Below are 18706 nucleotides of genomic sequence, written 5' to 3'. Positions count from 1 at the left end.
GGCACGGGCGAACGGTATGGTCCCCGGTGTGCGCGTCGAGATTCATGGACACAGGGGAGCCAGGGGACTCTGGCCCGAGAACACCCTGCCGGGGCTGAGCCGCACGATGGAGCTCGGGGTCCATGCCCTGGAGCTCGACGTGGCGCTCACCTCCGACCGGCGGCTGGTGCTCACCCACGATCTCACCGTCTCCGCCGTGACCAGCGCCGACACCCGGCCGCTGACGGCCGGCGACCCCGACTTCCCGTACGTGGGCAAGCCCATCAACGGCCTGAACCTGGCCCAGCTGCGCATGCTCGACGTCGGCGTACGGCTGCCGCGCCACCCCGACGACCCCTTCGCCCTGACCCAGGTGGCCGTCCCCGACACCAGGATGCCCACGCTCGGCGCGGTCCTCGGCCTGGTCAACGCCTACGAGGCCGACGGCGTCCGGCTGCACGTGGAGCTGAAGTCCGACCCGACGCGCCCCGAGCTGACCCCCGACCCCGAGTTGTTCACCGACCTGGTCCTGGACGAGCTCGACCGGCACGGCCGCCTGGGCAACGCGGCGATCCTGAGCTTCGACTGGCGCATCATCGCCCACGCCGCGAAGAAGGCGCGGGACACCAGGCGCTTCGCGCTGATCGAGCTCGACACGCTCCACTGGCACGGCTGCCTGGGCGACGACCTCCCCGCCGCGGCGGCCGCGGCCGGCGCGACGACGCTCTCGCCCGAGCACGTGATGGTGGACGAGGCGCTGATGGCCCAGTGCGCCGGCGCCGGGCTCGACGTGGCCGTCTGGACCGTCAACGACACCGACCTGGCCGCGCGCATGCTCGACCTGGGGGTGGCCGGCGTGGTGACCGACTACCCCGACAGGATGCGGAAGCTGTGGGCCGAGCGTGGCCTGGACCTGCCGAAGCCGGTCACCCCGCTCAAGCCCGTCGCCGTCTGACCCACTGCTCACCGGCCGATGGCCAGGTAGACCGCGCGTACCGCCAGCGCCCGCTCGATCTTGTCGATGATCGGCGCGAAGAACTGCCGGCGATGGTCGCTGTCGCTCATCGAGGTGACGACGAAGTACATGCTGCCGAACCCGGCGAACAACGTCGCGATACGCAGCAGCGCCACCGGCAGCACGGGAATCAGGGGCGAGGGGACGGGCCGCGAGCCGATCCACTGCTCGGCCGTCTCCGGCGTGACCATGAGCAGGCCGAGGATGAGGAAGAAGCCGAACAGCACCGCGCCCAGCACCGCCGCCTGCACGAGCTGGCGGACGGCGAGCATCAGCAGCACGTTGCGCACCTGACGGCCGCTGAGCGGCACCGCGCGCAGCAGGCCGTCGCGCGTCAGCTCCTCGAACGGCGCCCCGGCGAGCGGCGTGTTCCTGCAGGCCGACTCCAGCCTGGACGCGCTGAAGTCCTGCTCGACCCGGCCGATCTCCTCCCGCAGCCGTGAGGCCGAGGCGAGCACGGCGACCGAGGCGAACAGGACGACGACCAGGGCGATGCGCCACCACTCCAGGCGGTTGACGGCCTGCCACAGCTCACCGGTGAAGAACAGGAACAACGTGACGAACAACAGCGCGGGCAGCGCCCGTCCCAGCAGATGGACGCTGTTGCCCAGGTCGGAGAGGGTACGCCGGACCGTCCTGCCCAGCAGCGCGCCGAAGCCGTACGTCGTGCCCAGCACGGTCGCGGCGAAGGCGGCGGCGAAGAAGAGCACGAACCCGAGCACGCCGAGCCACCGCCCGGCCGGCGGTGTGACGTCGCCGTCCACGGCCACCTGAAGCAGCGGCACGGCCACGGGCATCAGCGCGTAGACGACCAGGACCACGACCGTGATCCTGGGCGAGAAGCGCGTCAGCCGCCTGGCCGAGACCACCCCGGCCAGGCGTACGGCCACCGCCACGACGATCACCCAGCCGAGCAGCAGCCACAGGCCCGACCCCATGCTCTTGAGCGGCACCAGCCACAGCAACGAGACCAGGGCGACGAACACCAGCGGCGGCACCATCCTGGGCAGCACGTCACGCCGGAAGGCGTAGCCCTCGATCATCGTGGGGAAACCGTGGCGGACGAACCAGCGCTCGGTCTGGACTCGCTGCACTGACACCGGCAACAGGGTAGCTCTACAACCAGCCGTTACGCCGGAAGCCGCGGTAGAGCAGAGTACAGACGGTGATCATGAGGGTCACGATCGCCGGATAGCCCCAGATCTGGTCCGAGCCCGGCAGGAAGTCGAAGTTCATGCCGTAGATCCCGGCGATCATCGTGGGCACGGTCAGTATGGCCACCCACGAGGAGATCTTGCGCATGTCCTCGTTGGCGAGGGTGTTCGAGCGGGCCAGGGCGGCCTGGAGGATCGAGTTGGCGAGCTCGTTGGAGGACTCCACCTGCTCGCACACGCGGGCGAGGTGGTCGCTGACGTCGCGGAAGTACTCGCGCATCTCCGAGGGGATCACCCGCCGCTGGGGCAGCGCCGCCATGGGCGACTGCAGCGGGGTGACCGCCCGCTTCATCTCCAGCATCTCCCGCTTGAGCTGGTAGATCCTGTTGATGTCGCGGGAGCTGACGTCGGCGAAGACCGTGGCCTCGACCTCTTCGAGCTCCAGCTGCATCAGGTCGGCCACCTGCAGGTAGCGGTCCACGACATGGTCGGAGATGGCGTGCACCACACCGGCCGGGCCGCGGTCGAGGAGGTCGGGGCGGCTCTCCAGCTTGTCGCGTACCTCGGTCAGTGGGCAGTGCTCGCCGTGCCGCACGGTGACCACGAAGTCGGTGCCGAGGAAGACCATGATCTCGCCGGTGGCGATGATCTCGCTGGTCGCGGTCAGCTCGTCGTGGTCGAGGTAGGCGATGGTCTTGAGCACCAGGAACAGCGAGTCGCCGTAGCGCTCGACCTTGGGCCGCTGGTGCGCCTTGACGGCGTCCTCGACGGCCAGGGGGTGCAGGCCGAAGACCTCGGCCAGCCACTCCACCTCGGGAGCCTCCGGCTCGTGCAGGCCCACCCAGACGAACGCCCTGGACCCGGTCTTGTTGTGCTCGCGCACCAGCTCAAGGGACTCGACGATGCCCGGGGCGATGACCTTCTCGCCGCCTATGTAGGCGCCGTACTCGACGATGGAGTCGACCGGTGGCACACAGGCCTCACGCACGGGCTTGGTGAGCTGGCGCGCTACGTGGGGCTTCTTGACGGGGTGGCGGTTGATACGACGGAAAAGGGTGGACGAGCGCATGGCAGTCCCTTTCCGCCCGACCTGGGCCTGCCCACGCGTAGTGAAGAGTCACCTCAATCAAGGAAATGGCGTGGTGGCACGATCAGGCTGCCGGATTGGAGTGGTCGGGGGTATGCACGGCGTACGTGGACGAGCACGTACTGCTGGGATCACCAGGATTCATCCCGGACCACCTCCAATCACAAGAGACACCGCAAAGCCGCCCTAACTTACCACAGGGTGGTCAACTCAGCCGACCATACTCGCCAACGACCCAGGGGAACCGGCAGAACTCCACAAAACTTCCCCATGCTGCCGCCTAAGTCTGCCCTCGGCGGTCAGGACGGCGTGGGCCTGGGACAATGGGGTTCGTGCGCGTTCTAGTCATCGGCTCCGGCGGGCGTGAGCACGCCCTGTGCCGTTCTCTCAGCCTCGATCCCCAGGTCAGCGACCTTCACTGTGCCCCCGGCAACGCGGGCGTCCGGCAGGTCGCCACCACCCATCCCGTCGCCGCGACCGATCCGGCGGCGGTCACCGCGCTGGCGGTCGGCCTCGGCGCCGACCTCGTCGTGATCGGGCCGGAGGCGCCGCTCGTCGCGGGCGTCGGCGACGCCGTCAGGGCGGCCGGCATCCCCGTCTTCGGGCCCTCCGGCGAGGCGGCGATGATCGAGGGGTCGAAGGCGTTCGCCAAGGAGATCATGGCCGCGGCGGGGGTGCCCACCGCCCGCTCGCGCACCTGCGCCACGCCGGAGGAGGCCGCCGCCGCCCTGGCCGAGTACGGCGCGCCGTACGTGGTCAAGGACGACGGGCTGGCCGCGGGCAAGGGCGTCGTGGTGACCGGCTCGCTGGAGGCGGCTCTGGAGCACGCGGCCTCGTGCGGGCGGGTGGTGATCGAGGAGTTCCTCGACGGGCCCGAGGTCTCGCTGTTCGCGCTGTGCGACGGCCGCGACGCGGTGGCGTTGCGGCCGGCCCAGGACTTCAAGCGCGCCTACGACGGCGACGCCGGGCCCAACACCGGCGGCATGGGCGCCTACACGCCGCTGCCCTGGGCGCCCGACGACCTCACCGAGCAGGTCATGCGGGAGGTGGTGCACCCGACGATCGCGGAGCTGGGGCGGCGCGGCCTGCCGTACAACGGAGTGCTTTATGTGGGCCTGGCCCTGACGGCCAAGGGGCCGAAGGTGATCGAGTTCAACGCGCGCTTCGGCGACCCCGAGACCCAGGTGATCCTCGACCGGCTGGCCACGCCGCTGGGCGGGCTGCTGCTCAGCTGCGCCACCGGCGCGCTCGGCGCGGCCGGCGCGCTCGCGTGGCGCGAGGGCGCGGCGGTGACCGTGGTCGTCGCCGCCGAGAACTACCCCGCCGATCCGGTCAAGGGCGACGTGATCACCGGGCTGGAGCCGACGGCGGACGCCTACGTGATCCACGCCGGCACCGAGCTCGTCGACGGCCAGGTGGTCTCCTCCGGCGGCCGGGTGCTGAGCGTGGTCGGCACCGGCCCCGACCAGGCGAGCGCCAGAGCCAACGCCTACGACCTGGTCGCGCGGGTGAACCTGCGCGGCTCGCACTACAGGACGGACATCGCCCGATGAAGCACGTGCACTCCGGCAAGGTACGCGACCTCTACGTCACCGACGAAGGCCTGCTGATGATGGTCGCCTCCGACCGCATCTCCGCCTACGACCACATGCTCGAACCCGAGATCCCGGACAAGGGCGCGATCCTGACCCAGCTGTCGCTGTGGTGGTTCGACCAGCTCAAGGACGTCGTGCCCAACCACCTGGTGACCCACGGCCCCGACGCGCGCAGCGTGGTGTGCAGGCCGCTGGAGATGGTGCCGGTCGAGTGCGTGGCGCGCGGCTACCTGACGGGCTCGGGCCTGATCGACTATCGGCGCACGGGCGAGGTCTCCGGCGTACGGCTGCCGCCCGGCCTGGAGGACGGCTCCAAGCTCCCCGAGCCCATCTTCACCCCCACCACGAAGGCGGCGGTCGGCGAGCACGACGAGCCGATGACCTTCGAGCAGGTCGTGGAGACGGTCGGCGAGGAGACCGCGCACGCGTTGCGCCGGATCACGCTGGACGTCTACACCCGCGGCGCCGAGATCGCCCGTGAGCGCGGCATCATCGTGGCCGACACCAAGATCGAGCTCGGCCGCGACCACGACGGTGTTCTCACGCTCGCCGACGAGGTCCTGACACCCGATTCCTCGCGATTTTGGCCGGCCTCTGAATGGAAGCCCGGTGGTCCTCAACCGTCCTTTGACAAGCAGTATGTCCGTGATTGGTTGACGTCACCCGATTCAAGCTGGGACAAATCCTCTGGAAACCCTCCCCCCGCATTGCCGGACGAAGTAGTCAATCGCACCAGAGCGCGTTATCTCGAGGCATACGAGCGGCTCACTGGTACGCCATTTAGCGGGTGATTCGGCCGGGGCAGGCGTGGCGAGCGGCTACTGTTGGCCCGTTCAAGCCCGACCCATAACTTCCCGAGGAGCCGCACGGATGGTCCGATACCGCGTGCGCGGTGGCAACGCTTTGCGTGGAACCGCCTTCATCCAGGGCGCGAAGAACGCCGTGCTGCCGATGATCGGTGCGGCTCTTCTCGCCCCCAAGGGCCGTACGGTCCTGCGCAACGTGCCGATCATCGAGGACGTACGCCGGGCCGTGGAGCTCGCGGAGGCCATCGGCGCCTACGTCGAGCTGCACGAGTCCGAGCGGACCCTTGTCATCGACGCCTCCAGCCTGGCCAGCCCGGTGCTCCCCGCGGAGATCGCGCGGCGCTTCCGAGGCTCGGTGCTGTTCACCCCGGCCCTGCTCCACCGGCTGGGCGAGGCCATCGTGGAGGGCGTCGGCGGCTGCAACCTGGGCAGCCGCAACCTCGACTTCCACTACCTCGGCTACAAGCGCCTCGGCGCCATCGTGGACGAGGGCGAGACCGTCATCCACGTCAAGGCCTCCGGCCTGACCGGCGCCACCCTCTACCTCGACACGCCCTCGCACACCGGCACCGAGAACCTCATCATGGCCGCCGCCCTGGCCAAGGGCACCACCGTGATCGAGAACGCGGCGCTGGAGCCCGAGGTGCTCGACGTCATCGACATGCTCACCAAGATGGGCGCGAAGATCAGCGGCGGCGGCACCGGCTTCATCACCGTCGAAGGCGTCGAAGAGCTCCACGCCGTCGAGCACACCGTCATGCCCGACCGGCTCGACGCGGGCGTGTTCGCCATGGCCGCCGCGCTCACCGGCGGCGACGTCAGCCTCGTCGGCACCGGCCTCGACCTGGGTGTCGTGCGCCACAAGCTGGAGCAGATGGGCGTCGAGTTCGCCACGCAGGGCGCCGTGCTGCACGTGCGCTGCGACCGCCAGCCACTGCGGCCGATCAACATCATCACCGACACCTACCCGGGCTTCGCGACCGACCTGCAGTCGCCGATGATGACCGTCGCCTGCCTGGCCGAGGGCGTCAGCTACATCCACGAGCGCATCTTCGACGGCCGCTTCGCCCTGGCCGGCGAGCTCAACAAGATGGGCGCCGACGTCGAGGTCGAGGGCAGCAGAGCCATCGTGCGCGGCGCCACCCCGCTGACCGGCGCACAGGTGACCGCCCATGACTTGCGCTCCGGTATCGCCCTGGTTCTCGCCGGACTGGCCGCGAAGGGCGAGACGGTCATCGAGTCCGGATACCTCATCGACCGCGGCCACGCTCATCTCGCCGAGCGAATGCGGGCTCTGGGAGCGGACATTACGCGAGAGATTTCAGGACGCTGAAAAAGCCTGTGAAATACGCTGTGAGCTGCTAAAACAGCTCACCGGGCGGTCAACCAGAACGGCTTTCCGGAAAAGTCGGGCGTGACATTACGGCCCCCGCGAGCGATCGTTCCAAAAGAGAGCACTGCAACGGACGGCAGGATGGGACGAACATTGGTCGAGAGGGCCGAAGAAACTCCCCGAGTGTCACGCCCGGGCGCCATGACACCGGATCTGACCATTGGCGTGGTCGGCCCGCACGATCTGGTCGAGCGGGTCATGCTGATGGGTCACGCAGCCGCGCCCTTGCCGTGCCGCCTTGTGGCCGCCGCCTATCGAGATGAGCAGGAGGCGCCCGACAAGGTGACACGGCTGGGTCCCGGTGTGGACGCCTGCCTGTTCGCCAGCCCGGTCCCATACGACCTGGCCCGGCGATCAGGCGTGCTGACCATGCCGGCGACCTACGTGCAGCTTGGCGGCAGCGCGTTGGTGGCTGCGTTGGCCAAGGCGGCGCTGGACACTCGGATCGACCCCAAACGGGTCAGCATCGACGTGGTCTCACGGGCCGAGGTCGAAGAGGCCTACACCGACCTCGGCATCGCAGCCACAGATGTGCACAGCCGCGACGAACCCGGAGCCACCGGGACGATCGCGGCCTACCACGAGCGTCTGCTGCGGCAGGGCGCCACCACAGGCGCCCTGACCTGCCTGCCCACAGTGGCCGAACGCCTGCAGACAGCAGGCGTCCCGGTCATCAGGATCAGGCCCACCTCGGGCGCGGTGCGCACAGCGTTGCACACCGCCGCACTCCTCGGCGCGCACCACCGCCTCGAGGAGTCGCAACTGACCGTGGTGCTGGTGGAGGTGCCCACGCTGCGCGAACCCGTGCGGCGCGCGGCACCCCGCTACTGGCGCGACGAGCTACGCCTGTCACTGCACCGGCTGCTGGTCCAGGAAGCGAACCGGATCAACGCCACCGTCTGGCCGATCGACGATCACGCCTACCTGGTGACCGCCACCAGAGGCTCGATCACGGCCGCGACAGACGGATTCAGGGTGCTGCCGTTCGCCTCCAGGATCCGCGAGGAACTGGGGCTGGCGGTAGAGGTGGGCGTCGGGATGGGGCGTACCACGCATGACGCCGAGTCGCACGCCAGGGCAGCCCTGGCGCGCACGCAGGCGGGCAAACAGGCACAGGGATTCGCCGTGGACCGCGAGGGCCGCGCGCTGATCCCGGCGCCCAGGATGCCGCCGCAGGGATCCACCACGCTCAAACCCAAGGGCGTGGAGGTCTTGGCGCGGCTGGCGGCCAAGCTGGAGGGCGGGGACACAGTGGTGGACGCGGAGGGGGCCGGGCGCATGCTCGGCGTCACGCCGCGTACCGCCCGGCGGTTGCTGCGCACGTTGGTTGACGAGGGGCTTGCGTGGCCGCTCCCGCCCAACCGCACTCCACAGCCTGGCCGTCCCCGCCAGCTTTACCGGCTGATCGTGGAAAAGCTCGGTCCCCGCTGAACGGTCCGCCGTCCCCCCTTCCCCTTTCGCGGACGGCGAACCCCGACGATCTCCTGGAGGTGTCTTTCTTCCTTCTCTTGAGGTGTGTCGCTTGGGTGATCTGCTCGTAACACGCTCCTTCCGTTACGGCGCCGCCACCGCCCACGCCACCCGCCGACGTCGGCGGGCGCCGATCGGGGGGATCGCTTCTCACGTCGGACGTGGTCCCCACCGCAACGGCCCCCCGTCACCAGCGGACCGGCCCTGACCCGATCCCGCCTCCCGGCCCATCTGCCAGGAGGCGGGATCGGCCTTTCCAGGGGAACTCCGACTCCCTCACCCAGAGGCAGCCCCATGTCCGCTGCCAGGAGACAAGGCTCGGGAACCAGGCCCATGCTCGGGCGTGGCGGAGCCCGGCGCACGGGCCTGGCAGGAGGCAGGGCGGGAAGCGAGCCCCGGTCCACGGGTCTGGCGGGGTGCGAAGCCCGTCCACGGGGCCGGTCAGGGGTTTCGGGGTGGGCCGGTTTGGGGGTCTTGCCTGGTGGTGGGGTTTCAGGGGTTTGAGGTGAGGGTTTTGGCGACTCGCCGAGGGGATGATCGGGGTTGATTGCGGCCGGGTGGGGTATGTTTTCTTCGCCCCCGATCGACTGATTCGGACGGGGGCACCAAATCCTTCTCCGCCCGTCTCAGCAGGCGCAGGCGATGCCCGAGACCGGTGCGGTCAGCGCGTCCACGGGGTTGCGGACCACCCCGCCGGACGTCTCCACCGGAAAGCCCTCCCGGGACCAGTACTCGAAGCCGCCGATCATCTCCTTGACCCGGTAGCCGAGCTTGGCGAACTCCAGCGCGGCCCGGGTGGCGCCGTTGCAGCCCGGTCCCCAGCAGTAGGTCACGACCGTCACGTCCTCCGGGACCAGGGTGCGGGCGCGGGTGGCGATCTCGGCGGTCGGCAGGTGGAGGGCGCCGGAGACGTGGCCCTGGTCCCAGCTCTCCCCGCTGCGGGAGTCGATCACGACCACGCCCGGGGCGCCGGACTCCAGGTCCGCGGCCACGTCGGAGACGTCGGTCTCGAAGGCCAGGCGGGCGGCGAAGTGGGCGAGGGCGACGGCGTTCGGGGCGGGGGCGACGCTGGTGACGGCGGACATCTCCGGGGTTCCTTTCTCGGGGCGATGTCCGAAATCCTGCCGGTCCGTGGGCGGCCCCACGAGTGGCGCAGATGCCTCTTACCGCTAATATCCCGCCAAGGCCGAAAATGTCGTTCGGCGGCGCTATTGTCATGAGCTATGCAAGCAAACGCCACTGACCGGCGTGCCTCGCTCCTGGTGTGGGGCGCACTCGCGATTGTCTACGTGGTGTGGGGATCCACCTACCTGGGCATCGGCATCGCGGTCGAGTCCCTTCCGCCCATGCTGAGCGGCTCCATGCGGTTCATCACCGCGGCGGTGCTGCTGGGCGGGTTCCTGCTTCTGCGCAAGGGCAGGAGCGCGTTCCGGATGACCGGGCGCGAGTTCACCGGCGCCGCGGTCGCGGGCCTGCTGCTGCTCACGCTGGGCAACGGCATGCTGGCCGTGGCCGAGCAGTACATCTCGACCGGACTCGCGGCGCTGCTCGTCGCCTCCGTGCCGTTGTGGCTGGTGGTGTTCAGGTTCGTGGTGCGCGACCGGCCCAAGGCCCTGACGCTCGCGGGCGTGCTGGTGGGCCTCGGTGGCGTGGCGGCGCTCTCGCTGACCGGCGGCGAGGCGGCCGCCACGGGCGGCATCGTGATCGTGCTGCTGGCCTCCGTGTCGTGGGCCATCGGGTCGTTCCTGTCCAGCCGGATCGCCATGCCCGCCAACGCCTTCGCCACCTCCACCGTGGAGATGCTCGTGGGCGGGATCGGGCTGGCGATCCTCGGCACCGGGCTCGGCGAGCGGCTCGACGTGACCGCGGTCAGCTCCCGGTCGTGGCTGGCGCTGCTCTACCTGATCCTCGTGGGGTCGCTGATCGGGTTCACGGCGTTCTCGTGGTTGCTGGGCAACGCGCCGATCTCGCTCGTCGCCACCTACGCCTACGTCAACCCGGCCGTCGCCGTCGCGCTCGGCGCGATTGTCCTGGGCGAGGTGATCACGCCCCAGATCATGGTCGGCGGCCTCGTCATCCTGGTCGGCGTCGCGCTGGTGATCTCAACCGAGCGGAAGCGACCGCAGCGCGCCGTCGAAGGCCTCGACGGTGACGGCGAGGTCGGCCTCGGTGTGCGCGGTGGACAGGAACCACAACCCCCTGGGGACCATGTTGACCCCCCGCTCGAGCAGCGCCGCGTGTAGGAGCGCCATTCTGGCGCGGTCCGTGCGGGCGAAATCCCGATAGTCCCGTACGGCCGGCGCGTCCGTGAAGTACGTCTGGAAGACCGGGCCGGGGCCGTCCACCAGCAACGGCACGCCCGCCTTCTCCGCGACCTCGCGGATGCCCTCCATCAACGCCCGCCCCCTCGCGTACAGGGTGCCGTAGACCTCCTCGCGCCGTTCGTCAAGGATGCGCAGGGTCGCCTCGGCGGCGGCGATGCCGACGGGCTGGGAGTTGAACGTGCCGGCGTGCGCGACCTTGCCGCCGGAGATGGAGTCCATGACGAAGGCGCGCCCGGCCAGCGCGGAGACCTGCATGCCGCCGGCCATCGCCTTGCCGAAGACCGACAGGTCGGGGGTGACGCCCAGGTACTCCTGCGCGCCGCCGGGCGCCAGGCGGAAGCCGGTGATGATCTCGTCGAAGATGAGCAGGCTGCCGTGCCGGTCGCACAGCTCGCGTACGGCCTCCAGGTAGCCGGGCTCCGGCGTGATCGCGCCGGTGTTGCAGAGCACGGGCTCGCAGACCACGGCGGCGATCTGGCCGGCGTGCGCGTCCATGATCCTGGTCAGGGTCGCCAGGTCGTTCCAGGGGGCGATGACCAGGTCGGCGGCTTCGGGCTGGCCTGCCGTACCGGAGACAGGGACGGGCGCGTCGGCGGGGCCGGCGAGATCCACGGCGGGGTGCACGCTGTAGAGGACCGGGTCCAGCCAGCCGTGGTAGTGGCCCTCGAACTTGAGGATCTTCCGGCGGCCGGTGTGGCCGCGCGCCAGGCGCCAGGCGGCGTGCGCGGCCTCCGAGCCCACGGTGTTGAAGCGGACGCGCTCGGCCGAGGGGATCATCGCGCACAGGCGCTCGGCCACGCGGACCTCGGCGGCGTGCTGCGCGGAGTAGACGATGCCGCGGGCGACCTGGGCGCCGACGGCCTCGACGACCTCCGGCGGGCAGTGGCCGAGCAGGGCGGGGCCCTGGCCGAGGACGTAGTCGACGTACTCGTTGCCGTCCACGTCCCACAGCCGCGAGCCGGCCGCGCGCTCGACGTAAAGGGGCACTCCCGAGGTACGGCGGGCGTCGCTGGAGACACCTCCGGCGATGTACTGCCGGGCGGTGGCGTAGAGGTCGCGGCTGGCGTCCAGGGTGCGGCTCATGCCGACCATCAAAGGGGATGCTCCGCCAGACCACCAGCAAGAGGGCAAGAAGCGGGTCGTCACCGCAAATTTCGGTTCTTGTGGGCGACCGGCGGGCTTGATGGGGTGAGAACCATGTTCCTTGGACGCATCCGGCGGACCACCTCCGCCCCCGTCGAGCTGGTCGCCCAGCGCGACGGCGCCCTGATCAGCCTGGCCGACCTCGGCACCGACGACCCCGTCGCGCTCCTGGACTCCTACGGCCTCGACCGCCTCACCGAGGAGGTGGCACGGCGCCGGCCGGTCCTGGACGAGGCCGGCGTGCTGTTCGAGCCGCCCGTGGCCACCTGCACCAAGATCTGCTGCCTGGCGCTCAACTACGCGGCGCACGCCGAGGAGAGCAACATGGAGGTGCCGCCGGAGCCGGTGCTGTTCCTGAAGCCGCCCTCCGCGCTGACCGGGCACAACCAGCCGGTGATCGCGCCCGCCCGCACCCGGCACCTCGAACACGAGGTGGAGCTGGCGGTGGTCATCGGCCGCCGGACCCGCGACCTGCCCGCCGAACGCTGGAAGGAGGCGGTCGCCGGATACACCGTGATCAACGACATGACCGCGCGCGACCTCCAGCTGGCCAACATCTCCAGGAACGTCCCCTGGGACCAGTCCAAGGGGTTCGACACGTTCGCGCCGGCGGGGCCGTACCTCGCGACCGTGGACGAAGTGCCGGACCCGCAGGCGCTGGAACTGACGCTTGAGGTGGACGGCGAGGTCAGGCAGCGGGCCAACACCAAGCAGATGGTCTTCGGCATCCCGCGGCTCATCGCCGACCTGTCGGACGGGATGACGCTCATGCCCGGCGACCTCATCGCCACCGGGACGATCGCCGGCATCGCCCCGCTCAAGGACGGCGACACCATGCGGGCCACGGTCGAGGGCGTCGGAACGCTTGTCAATACGGTCAAATTTCGGTCCGCCTAAAGTAGGGGCATGACCTACGCCGTCGCAGCCCTGGTGGACATCGACGACTTCATCGCCTCCGAGCAGGCCCAGGGCCGGCCATGGGCGCAGGGCCAGCTCAGGCGGGCCTCGCGGGCCGTGGCCGAGGCGGCGACCTGCCGTCCGGGCGTCACGTGGCGCCCGGAACCGCCGGAGGAGTGGCTGGTGCTGCTGACCGGCGCGGACCCCGACGCGCTGATGTCCGAGGCGGCGACACTCGCCGAGGAGGTACGCGCGCGGATCGTCCGCGAAACGGCCTGGACCGCCACGGTGAGCATCGGGCCGCCCCGATCGGGTCCGCTGGAGGCCGAGCGTGAGGCCCGGCGGGCCAACGACTACAAGCTCGTGCTCGGCGGCGACCGCGTGATCACACTGCCCGCCGTCGACGGCGACCATCCCTCGCCGCCGGTGCGCATCGAGCAGGAACTGACCCGCCGGGTGCGGGCCGGCGACCGCGACGGCGCCGCCGGGCTGCTGGCCGGATGGATCGACCGGTGCGCCCGCGAACCCGGTGTGGACCCGCGCATTCTGCGCAACTGGCTCATCGGCCAGCTGCTGTTCGTGGTGGACGTGGCGGGACCGGCGCGGCTGGCCGACGGCTCGACCGACTGGGTGGAGGCCAGCGCGCGACTGCCGATCGAGGACATCGTGACGGTCGGCGACATCCACGAGCGCTCCTACCTGCACATCTGGTTGAAGGAACGGCTCGGCAGGCTGCTGCCCGCCACCCCGAGGCGCGACATCCTCGGGCTGGCCGAGGCCTACCTCGCCGATCATTACACCGATCCGGGGCTGCGGCTGGCCGATGTCGCGGCCGCTGTTTGCGCGAGCCCGTTCTATATCTCGCATCTGTTCGCGGAGGAGCGGCAGACCACGTTTCTGCGGCATCTGACCGGATTGCGGCTACGGCATGCGCGGCGGTTGCTGACCAGTTCGGGGCTGCCTGTCGATGTCATCGCCGCGCATACCGGGTATCCGAGTACGAAGGCATTGCGGAGCGCGTTTCGGCGGCATGTGGGGTGTTCGCCCACGGAGTATCGCAGGGCTAGATTTCGGCCCGGACCGTAACTAGGGTGGGGTGTCATGGACTTGGCGATCGACGGCGGACAGACCGGGCTGCGGGTGGCCCTGGCCTCGCGCGGGCAGGTGCGCGAGGTCAGAGAGCTGGCCGGGCTGTCCTATGCCGAGGGGTCGCCTGTCGACGCCGTGCTCGCGCGGGTGGAGGTGCCCGAGGGGGTGGACACCGTCTGCCTTGGGCTGACCACCCTGCTTGACGCGCCCGAGGTGCTGGCTCGGCGGTTGCTGGAGCGGGCGCGGCGGGTGATCGTCACCACCGATGTGGTGACCTCGCACGCTGGGGCTTTTCCTTCCGGGGCCGGTGTCGTGCTGGCCGCGGGAACCGGCGCGATCGCCCTCGGCATCCCGCCCGGCCCTCGGAGGTCTGGGGCTGTGCAGGTGGACGGCTGGGGGTTTCTGTTCGGTGACGCGGGGAGCGGGTTCTGGATCGGGCGGCTCGGGCTCGATGCCGCGTACCGGGGCTTTGACGGGCGGGGACCGGCGGGGGCGCTGACGGTGCGGGCGCGGGAGGTCTTCGGGGAACTTGCCACGCTGCCCCACCGGCTCTACCTCGCCCAAGACGCGGTGGCGCGGATCGCCCGCTTCGCCCCGCATGTTTTCGAACTGGCCACCACCGACACGGCGGCCGGCGAGATCGTAGACGCGGCGGCCACGGAGCTGGCGGGCACCGTGGCCGCCGCCGCACGGCACTTCCCCGGAGAGGTGCCCGTCGCCTGGACCGGGCGGCTGCTGCGTGACGACCGGTTGCGCGCGGGGTTCGAGTCGGCGCTGGCGGCACGTCTGCCGCCGGCCCGGATCCGGCCGGCGGCGGGCGACAGCCTCACCGGGGCCGCCCGCCTGGCCGCCGCCGCCGACCTGGGGCCCTACGCGGAGCTGGCCACCGAGGCGGCCCGGTGAGAGTGGGATACGGCTGCGCCGAACTGCCCGTCCCCGACGGCACCCCGCTGGGCGGCTACATCGACCGGCCCGGCCACTCGGCCGGAACCCTCGACCCGCTCCGGGTCAGCGCCGTCACCTGGTTCGACGGCGAACGCCGCTTCGCGCTGGCGGTGGCCGACGTGATCTGTGTCAACACCGACCTGGCCGAGCACGCCCGCCGCGCCGTACAGCAGGACATGCTCGCGACCCCGCAGAAGGCGCACCCGGCCTCGCCACGCGCGGTGGGGTGTGAGGTTTGGGTGGCGGCCAGTCATACCCATGCGGGTCCCGAGACCGGGTGTGTGCCCGGGGGCGGGGCCACGCCGTTGCCCTGGTTGGAGGGGATTTCGGGGGCGGTACGCGCGGCCGTACGCGGGGCTGTGGAGGGTGAGCGGGCGGCGGACGGGACGGCTCATCGCGGTGAGCTGCACGGCGTCGGCGCGGACCGCAGCGACCCGGACGCGGCGCGGACGGTGCCGCTGGACGTGATCGCGGTGTGGGGCGACGACGGGCCGGCCGGGGTGGTCGTGGTGCTGCCGGTGCATCCGACGGTGCTGCCCGCGGGCAACCTCCTGGTCAGCGCGGATCTGACGGGGGCGGTGCGTACGGCGTTGCGGGCCCGGCTCGGGGACGGTACGTGGGTGGTGGTGGCCACCGGCGCGGCCGGAAACGTCAGCACGCGCTTCACCCGCCTCGGCCAGGACGCCGCCGAACTGGACCGGCTCGGCGGCCTGGTCGCCGACCGCTGCTTCGGACTGCTGGCCCAGCCCGGCTCACTCGCCTGGACCGGCGCCGACCGGATCAGGACAGTCCGGGCACGACGCGACCTACGCCGAGCCCAGACGGACGCCGACCTCGGCTCACTCGCCGCCGACTACGAGCACGCCACCGCCGCGGGCGACCCGGTGGCCGCCCGGCTGGCGCGCAGCAGGCTGGAAGGCGTACGCGCCAGAGCCCTCGGCACCCCGCCATTCACCGACACCATCGCCGTGGACGTGAGCGTGGCCAGAGTGGGGGCGCTGGGCCTGGTAGGGCTACCCGGCGAGCCGTACCTCGGAGTGGCGGAGAGCATCACGAACCGGCCTGACCCCATCGCCGTGCTGGGCTACGTCAACGGCTACCCCGGCTACCTGCCCACCGCCGAGGCGTACCAGCGTTCGGACTACGAGGTGCTGGCCAGCGCCGTCGCCCCCGGCAGCGCCGAGACATTGGCCGACACCGCACGACAGCTTTTGGAGGAAGCGTGATCGATCAGGACGCGTACGCGGAGATCGCCAGGTCGGCGATCGAACGACTGGTGACCAAGGAACGGGACGCCATCGCCCGCGCCGGAACCCTGATCTTCGAGTCGCTGAGGGCGGGCGGCGTGCTACAGGCGTTCGGAACGGGCCACTCCCGCTCCATCGCCCTCGAACTCGTCGGCCGGGCCGGCGGCCTGGTCCCCGCCAACCAGCTCGGCATCCGCGACGTGGCCTATTACGGCGACGCCTCCCCCGCCGACATCCTCGACCCGAAAATCGAACGCGAAAGCGGCCTCGCCGCCCGCATCTGGGCCCTCGCCCCCATCCATCCCGAGGACGTCTTCGTCATCATCTCCAACTCCGGCGGCAACGCGGCCATCGTCGAAATGGCCCAGCTGGCCTTGGACCAAGGGCACCAGGTGATCGCGATCACCTCCCACGCGCACACGTCCCGCGTGCCGTCCGGCCCCCGCCTCGCCGACCTGGCACACGTCACCATCGACAACGGCGCCCCCTACGGCGACGCCGCCCTCCCCCTGCCCGACGGCACCACAATCTGCCCGATCTCCAACCTCACCGGCGTAGTGGCAGCCCAGCTGCTGGTAGCCGAGGTCGTCGGCCACCACCTGGCCGCCGGAATCGTTCCCCCGATCTTCCGCTCCGCCAACACCCCGGGCGGCGACGAGCACAACGCGGCGCTCCTGCAGAAATACGGCCCCCGCGTCCGCCTCGGCGACGCCTGACACCTGCCTCAAGAACGCGAAGACGTGCGGGCTTGATGTTCGGCGAGGCGTTCCAGCATGGGGATGGTGGGCATCGCGCCTCCCGCCTCGAAGCGAGCGACCGCAGGCTGCTTGAGACCGGCTCGCTCCGCCAGTTCAGCCTGAGTTCCTCGCGGCGCGGCCGGACTGCCTCGCCCAACTCGAACCGAAGGTGCAAGGCCCCATATGCGGTGCCTGCGGCTCGGCGATTCATCGCTCCATAGCCCGCACCGCCCGCCCGGACTCACCGGCCTCACGCATCCGCTGCTTCCTGAACACCGTGAGCAGGATGATCCTCCTGCCCGAGGCGATCCAGTGACCCGACTCGTGCGTAAGCCCCGGCTCAAAGATCTGAACCTTCGACCGGGTAACGCACCCGGGTCCGCCGAAGACCATCAGCTCCCACGGCGAATACAAAGGGTTCAGTTACCCTCTGCGCCATGTGGGTGATCTTCGCTTCGTTGGCGAGAAGGATACTGGCCATCGCCTTTCCGACAACGCCGGCATTGGAGAGGGCAAAGATTCGAGCGCCACTCATATAGATCACCCGCGCTTCGACGAGGTTACGCGTGATAGCCAAGTCCTTGCACAGGAGGATGTCTCCGCGCAGCGTGGCTTCCTCGATCCACCGCACGTCCTCGATCAGCTGAGACTCATCCTTCCCGTACCGCTCGTCCATGGTCTCCAGGACCCACCCGGCGGCGCGAAGGGCGTTCGGCACAATCCGTGAACCTAAGCCTCGATCGAGAAAGAAGGTCAGCCCAGACTCCCTCGCCTCGCCCGCCATTCGTCTCCTAAGCGGCTCGGGGAAGCAGCGCGTTGACCTCGTTCAGACGCAGGTCATAGTCCTCGGCGACCTCTCGGCTGTCCTCTCCGGCCTCCAAGCGGCTAAGTACGTCGGCAACGCGAATTCCGCGCCGCGCCAGAGTGGGCTGACCTCCGTTGACCCAGGGGTCGACGGTCACATCGACACGCTCGTACGCGGGGAGATGGATCACCCGCATCCATCCGTCCTGATACGTGACCCGACGCAGATAATCTCGTACGACCGGCCGGAACACCCCCTGGCCGCTGCGGATGACCACAAGCCCGTCGATCGCTTCCCGCTCGGCGGGATCATCCGTTTGCTCCCGGAAGTCCCACAGCACTTCGGCGCCGTCGGTCATCAGCCTCTCGCTCGCCAGCGCCTGCCCGAGGCCGATGTTCTCCTCCAGCCAGCGGATGGCCGGACGGATCCGCTGCATGGGCACCTTGGCACTGCGGAACGCAGCGAGCATGTACGCCTCGGCGAGGCCAACGAAGGGGACGGTCGGCCCTTTCGCGGCCGCGGTCGTCACGAGCGGATCGGCCGCCACGACCAGGCCGTCCACATGCTTGTAGGCATATCCCACCGCCCAGTTGCGGAACGACTGCCGAGGCACGCCGATAAGGTCAGCTGCCTGCCCTTTGGTGTACAGGGGAGTGACATAGCGGAAGTCATTGATCAGGTCAGCACCAGGCCTGCCATCGCGTACGACCATCGTTGCCACCTCCCTTCAAGCCACAGCCTAGAGAACGATGTGCGGGGACGCATGCGATCTCTACCCGATGATCTGACTACCCATGTGAATCCACGACATCGACCAGCCGAGAAGCCGCACAGCTCGGTTTCAGGTCGCATGCCGCACAGACCTCGACACCGTCGGCGCTGACGTGGTCAGTCGAGGTACGGCTCGCGCCGCCAGCCGACGCGTCGAAGTCACCCCTCGACGACTCGATGTGGCAAAGTCGGCCGGCTCCGATGAACCTGCGGTGCCTCACCACGCGGCGCAAGCCGCGCGCCGAAGGC

The 18706-nt window shown here is 70.1% G+C and carries 17 protein-coding genes and 1 pseudogene; 11 read left to right on the top strand and 7 right to left on the bottom strand.

All coding sequences use genetic code 11. The annotated features are described in order from the left end of the window. Nucleotides 1–28: 28 nt before the first annotated feature. The gene (locus tag ACIBHY_RS22795; protein ID WP_397307661.1) at nt 29–934 is read left to right on the top strand and encodes a glycerophosphodiester phosphodiesterase family protein; all 906 of its coding nucleotides are present in this window, start codon (nt 29–31) and stop codon (nt 932–934) included. 8 nt (nt 935–942) lie between these two features. Here ACIBHY_RS22795 and ACIBHY_RS22790 read toward each other — a convergent pair whose 3' ends face one another. Both ACIBHY_RS22790 and corA read right to left on the bottom strand, forming a co-directional pair. Next, nucleotides 943–2094, bottom strand: coding sequence for a hypothetical protein (locus ACIBHY_RS22790; protein ID WP_397247368.1), 1152 nt, complete (start codon nt 2092–2094; stop codon nt 943–945). A gap of 16 nt (nt 2095–2110) precedes the next feature. After that, nucleotides 2111–3217: a magnesium/cobalt transporter CorA gene (corA, locus tag ACIBHY_RS22785; RefSeq protein ID WP_397247366.1), complete on the bottom strand. Its 1107-nt coding sequence runs from the start codon at nt 3215–3217 to the stop codon at nt 2111–2113. Between the two features lie 350 nt (nt 3218–3567). Between corA and purD the strand changes: the two genes are divergently transcribed. From purD to ACIBHY_RS22765, 4 genes are all read left to right on the top strand, one after another. Then, the gene (purD, locus tag ACIBHY_RS22780; protein ID WP_397307660.1) at nt 3568–4788 is read left to right on the top strand and encodes a phosphoribosylamine--glycine ligase; all 1221 of its coding nucleotides are present in this window, start codon (nt 3568–3570) and stop codon (nt 4786–4788) included. Further along, a complete protein-coding gene (locus ACIBHY_RS22775) occupies nt 4785–5621 on the top strand; it encodes a phosphoribosylaminoimidazolesuccinocarboxamide synthase (RefSeq protein WP_397247362.1) in 837 nt (278 codons plus the stop codon). The genes purD and ACIBHY_RS22775 overlap by 4 nt, the downstream gene beginning before the upstream one ends. A 79-nt stretch (nt 5622–5700) precedes the next feature. After that, complete coding sequence (murA, locus tag ACIBHY_RS22770) at nt 5701–6969, top strand: UDP-N-acetylglucosamine 1-carboxyvinyltransferase (protein WP_397247360.1); 1269 nt, start codon at nt 5701–5703, stop codon at nt 6967–6969. Nucleotides 6970–7170: 201 nt separating this feature from the next. Then, nucleotides 7171–8460 (top strand): transcriptional regulator, encoded by a 1290-nt coding sequence (locus ACIBHY_RS22765; protein ID WP_184958865.1) that lies wholly within the window; start codon nt 7171–7173, stop codon nt 8458–8460. 665 nt (nt 8461–9125) lie between these two features. Here the strand turns inward: ACIBHY_RS22765 and ACIBHY_RS22760 are convergent. Then, the gene (locus ACIBHY_RS22760) at nt 9126–9584 is read right to left on the bottom strand and encodes a rhodanese-like domain-containing protein (protein ID WP_397247358.1); all 459 of its coding nucleotides are present in this window, start codon (nt 9582–9584) and stop codon (nt 9126–9128) included. 138 nt (nt 9585–9722) lie between these two features. Between ACIBHY_RS22760 and ACIBHY_RS22755 the strand changes: the two genes are divergently transcribed. Continuing rightward, nucleotides 9723–10742: an EamA family transporter gene (locus tag ACIBHY_RS22755; protein ID WP_397247356.1), complete on the top strand. Its 1020-nt coding sequence runs from the start codon at nt 9723–9725 to the stop codon at nt 10740–10742. Between the two features lie 12 nt (nt 10743–10754). Here the strand turns inward: ACIBHY_RS22755 and ACIBHY_RS22750 are convergent. Continuing rightward, nucleotides 10755–11906: pseudogene (locus ACIBHY_RS22750) on the bottom strand (aspartate aminotransferase family protein); the annotation flags it as partial. Between the two features lie 114 nt (nt 11907–12020). On the opposite strand from ACIBHY_RS22750, the gene ACIBHY_RS22745 reads away from it, so the two are divergent. Genes ACIBHY_RS22745 through ACIBHY_RS22725 form a run of 5 tightly spaced genes read left to right on the top strand, consistent with a single transcriptional unit; the run spans nt 12021 to nt 16860 of the window. Beyond that, nucleotides 12021–12863, top strand: a complete 843-nt coding sequence (locus tag ACIBHY_RS22745; RefSeq protein WP_397247354.1) for a fumarylacetoacetate hydrolase family protein — start codon at nt 12021–12023, stop codon at nt 12861–12863. Between the two features lie 9 nt (nt 12864–12872). Continuing rightward, a complete protein-coding gene (locus ACIBHY_RS22740; protein ID WP_397247352.1) occupies nt 12873–13949 on the top strand; it encodes a helix-turn-helix transcriptional regulator in 1077 nt (358 codons plus the stop codon). 15 nt (nt 13950–13964) lie between these two features. Continuing rightward, nucleotides 13965–14855, top strand: a complete 891-nt coding sequence (locus ACIBHY_RS22735) for an N-acetylglucosamine kinase (RefSeq protein WP_397307659.1) — start codon at nt 13965–13967, stop codon at nt 14853–14855. Further along, entirely contained in the window at nt 14852–16123 is a 1272-nt protein-coding gene (locus ACIBHY_RS22730) for a hypothetical protein (protein WP_397307658.1), read from the top strand. Before ACIBHY_RS22735 ends, ACIBHY_RS22730 begins: the two co-directional genes overlap by 4 nt. After that, nucleotides 16120–16860, top strand: a complete 741-nt coding sequence (locus ACIBHY_RS22725) for a sugar isomerase domain-containing protein (protein WP_397307657.1) — start codon at nt 16120–16122, stop codon at nt 16858–16860. Before ACIBHY_RS22730 ends, ACIBHY_RS22725 begins: the two co-directional genes overlap by 4 nt. A gap of 8 nt (nt 16861–16868) precedes the next feature. Here the strand turns inward: ACIBHY_RS22725 and ACIBHY_RS22720 are convergent, their stop codons facing one another. The 3 genes from ACIBHY_RS22720 to ACIBHY_RS22710 form a co-directional block, all read right to left on the bottom strand. Next, a complete protein-coding gene (locus ACIBHY_RS22720) occupies nt 16869–17126 on the bottom strand; it encodes a helix-turn-helix domain-containing protein (protein WP_397307796.1) in 258 nt (85 codons plus the stop codon). Between the two features lie 95 nt (nt 17127–17221). Continuing rightward, nucleotides 17222–17665, bottom strand: a complete 444-nt coding sequence (locus ACIBHY_RS22715) for a hypothetical protein (RefSeq protein ID WP_397307656.1) — start codon at nt 17663–17665, stop codon at nt 17222–17224. A gap of 7 nt (nt 17666–17672) precedes the next feature. Beyond that, nucleotides 17673–18398 (bottom strand): DUF433 domain-containing protein, encoded by a 726-nt coding sequence (locus ACIBHY_RS22710; RefSeq protein ID WP_397307655.1) that lies wholly within the window; start codon nt 18396–18398, stop codon nt 17673–17675. Between the last annotated feature and the right edge of the window lie 308 nt (nt 18399–18706).

Origin of the sequence: Nonomuraea sp. NPDC050547, assembly GCF_044457345.1 — a bacterium.
GTDB lineage: Bacteria > Actinomycetota > Actinomycetes > Streptosporangiales > Streptosporangiaceae > Nonomuraea.
The sequence above is the reverse complement of the archived record's forward strand: the minus strand, read 5'-3'. Positions and strand labels throughout refer to the sequence as shown.

Coding starts and splice junctions, on each gene's coding strand:
- ACIBHY_RS22745 (WP_397247354.1), top strand. CDS start 12,021: ATGTTCCTTGGACGCATCCGGCGGACCACCTCCGCCCCCGTCGAGCTG.
- ACIBHY_RS22740 (WP_397247352.1), top strand. CDS start 12,873: ATGACCTACGCCGTCGCAGCCCTGGTGGACATCGACGACTTCATCGCC.
- ACIBHY_RS22735 (WP_397307659.1), top strand. CDS start 13,965: ATGGACTTGGCGATCGACGGCGGACAGACCGGGCTGCGGGTGGCCCTG.
- corA (WP_397247366.1), bottom strand. CDS start 3,217: ATGCGCTCGTCCACCCTTTTCCGTCGTATCAACCGCCACCCCGTCAAG.
- murA (WP_397247360.1), top strand. CDS start 5,701: ATGGTCCGATACCGCGTGCGCGGTGGCAACGCTTTGCGTGGAACCGCC.
- ACIBHY_RS22775 (WP_397247362.1), top strand. CDS start 4,785: ATGAAGCACGTGCACTCCGGCAAGGTACGCGACCTCTACGTCACCGAC.
- ACIBHY_RS22755 (WP_397247356.1), top strand. CDS start 9,723: ATGCAAGCAAACGCCACTGACCGGCGTGCCTCGCTCCTGGTGTGGGGC.
- ACIBHY_RS22760 (WP_397247358.1), bottom strand. CDS start 9,584: ATGTCCGCCGTCACCAGCGTCGCCCCCGCCCCGAACGCCGTCGCCCTC.
- ACIBHY_RS22765 (WP_184958865.1), top strand. CDS start 7,171: ATGACACCGGATCTGACCATTGGCGTGGTCGGCCCGCACGATCTGGTC.
- ACIBHY_RS22715 (WP_397307656.1), bottom strand. CDS start 17,665: ATGGCGGGCGAGGCGAGGGAGTCTGGGCTGACCTTCTTTCTCGATCGA.
- ACIBHY_RS22710 (WP_397307655.1), bottom strand. CDS start 18,398: ATGGTCGTACGCGATGGCAGGCCTGGTGCTGACCTGATCAATGACTTC.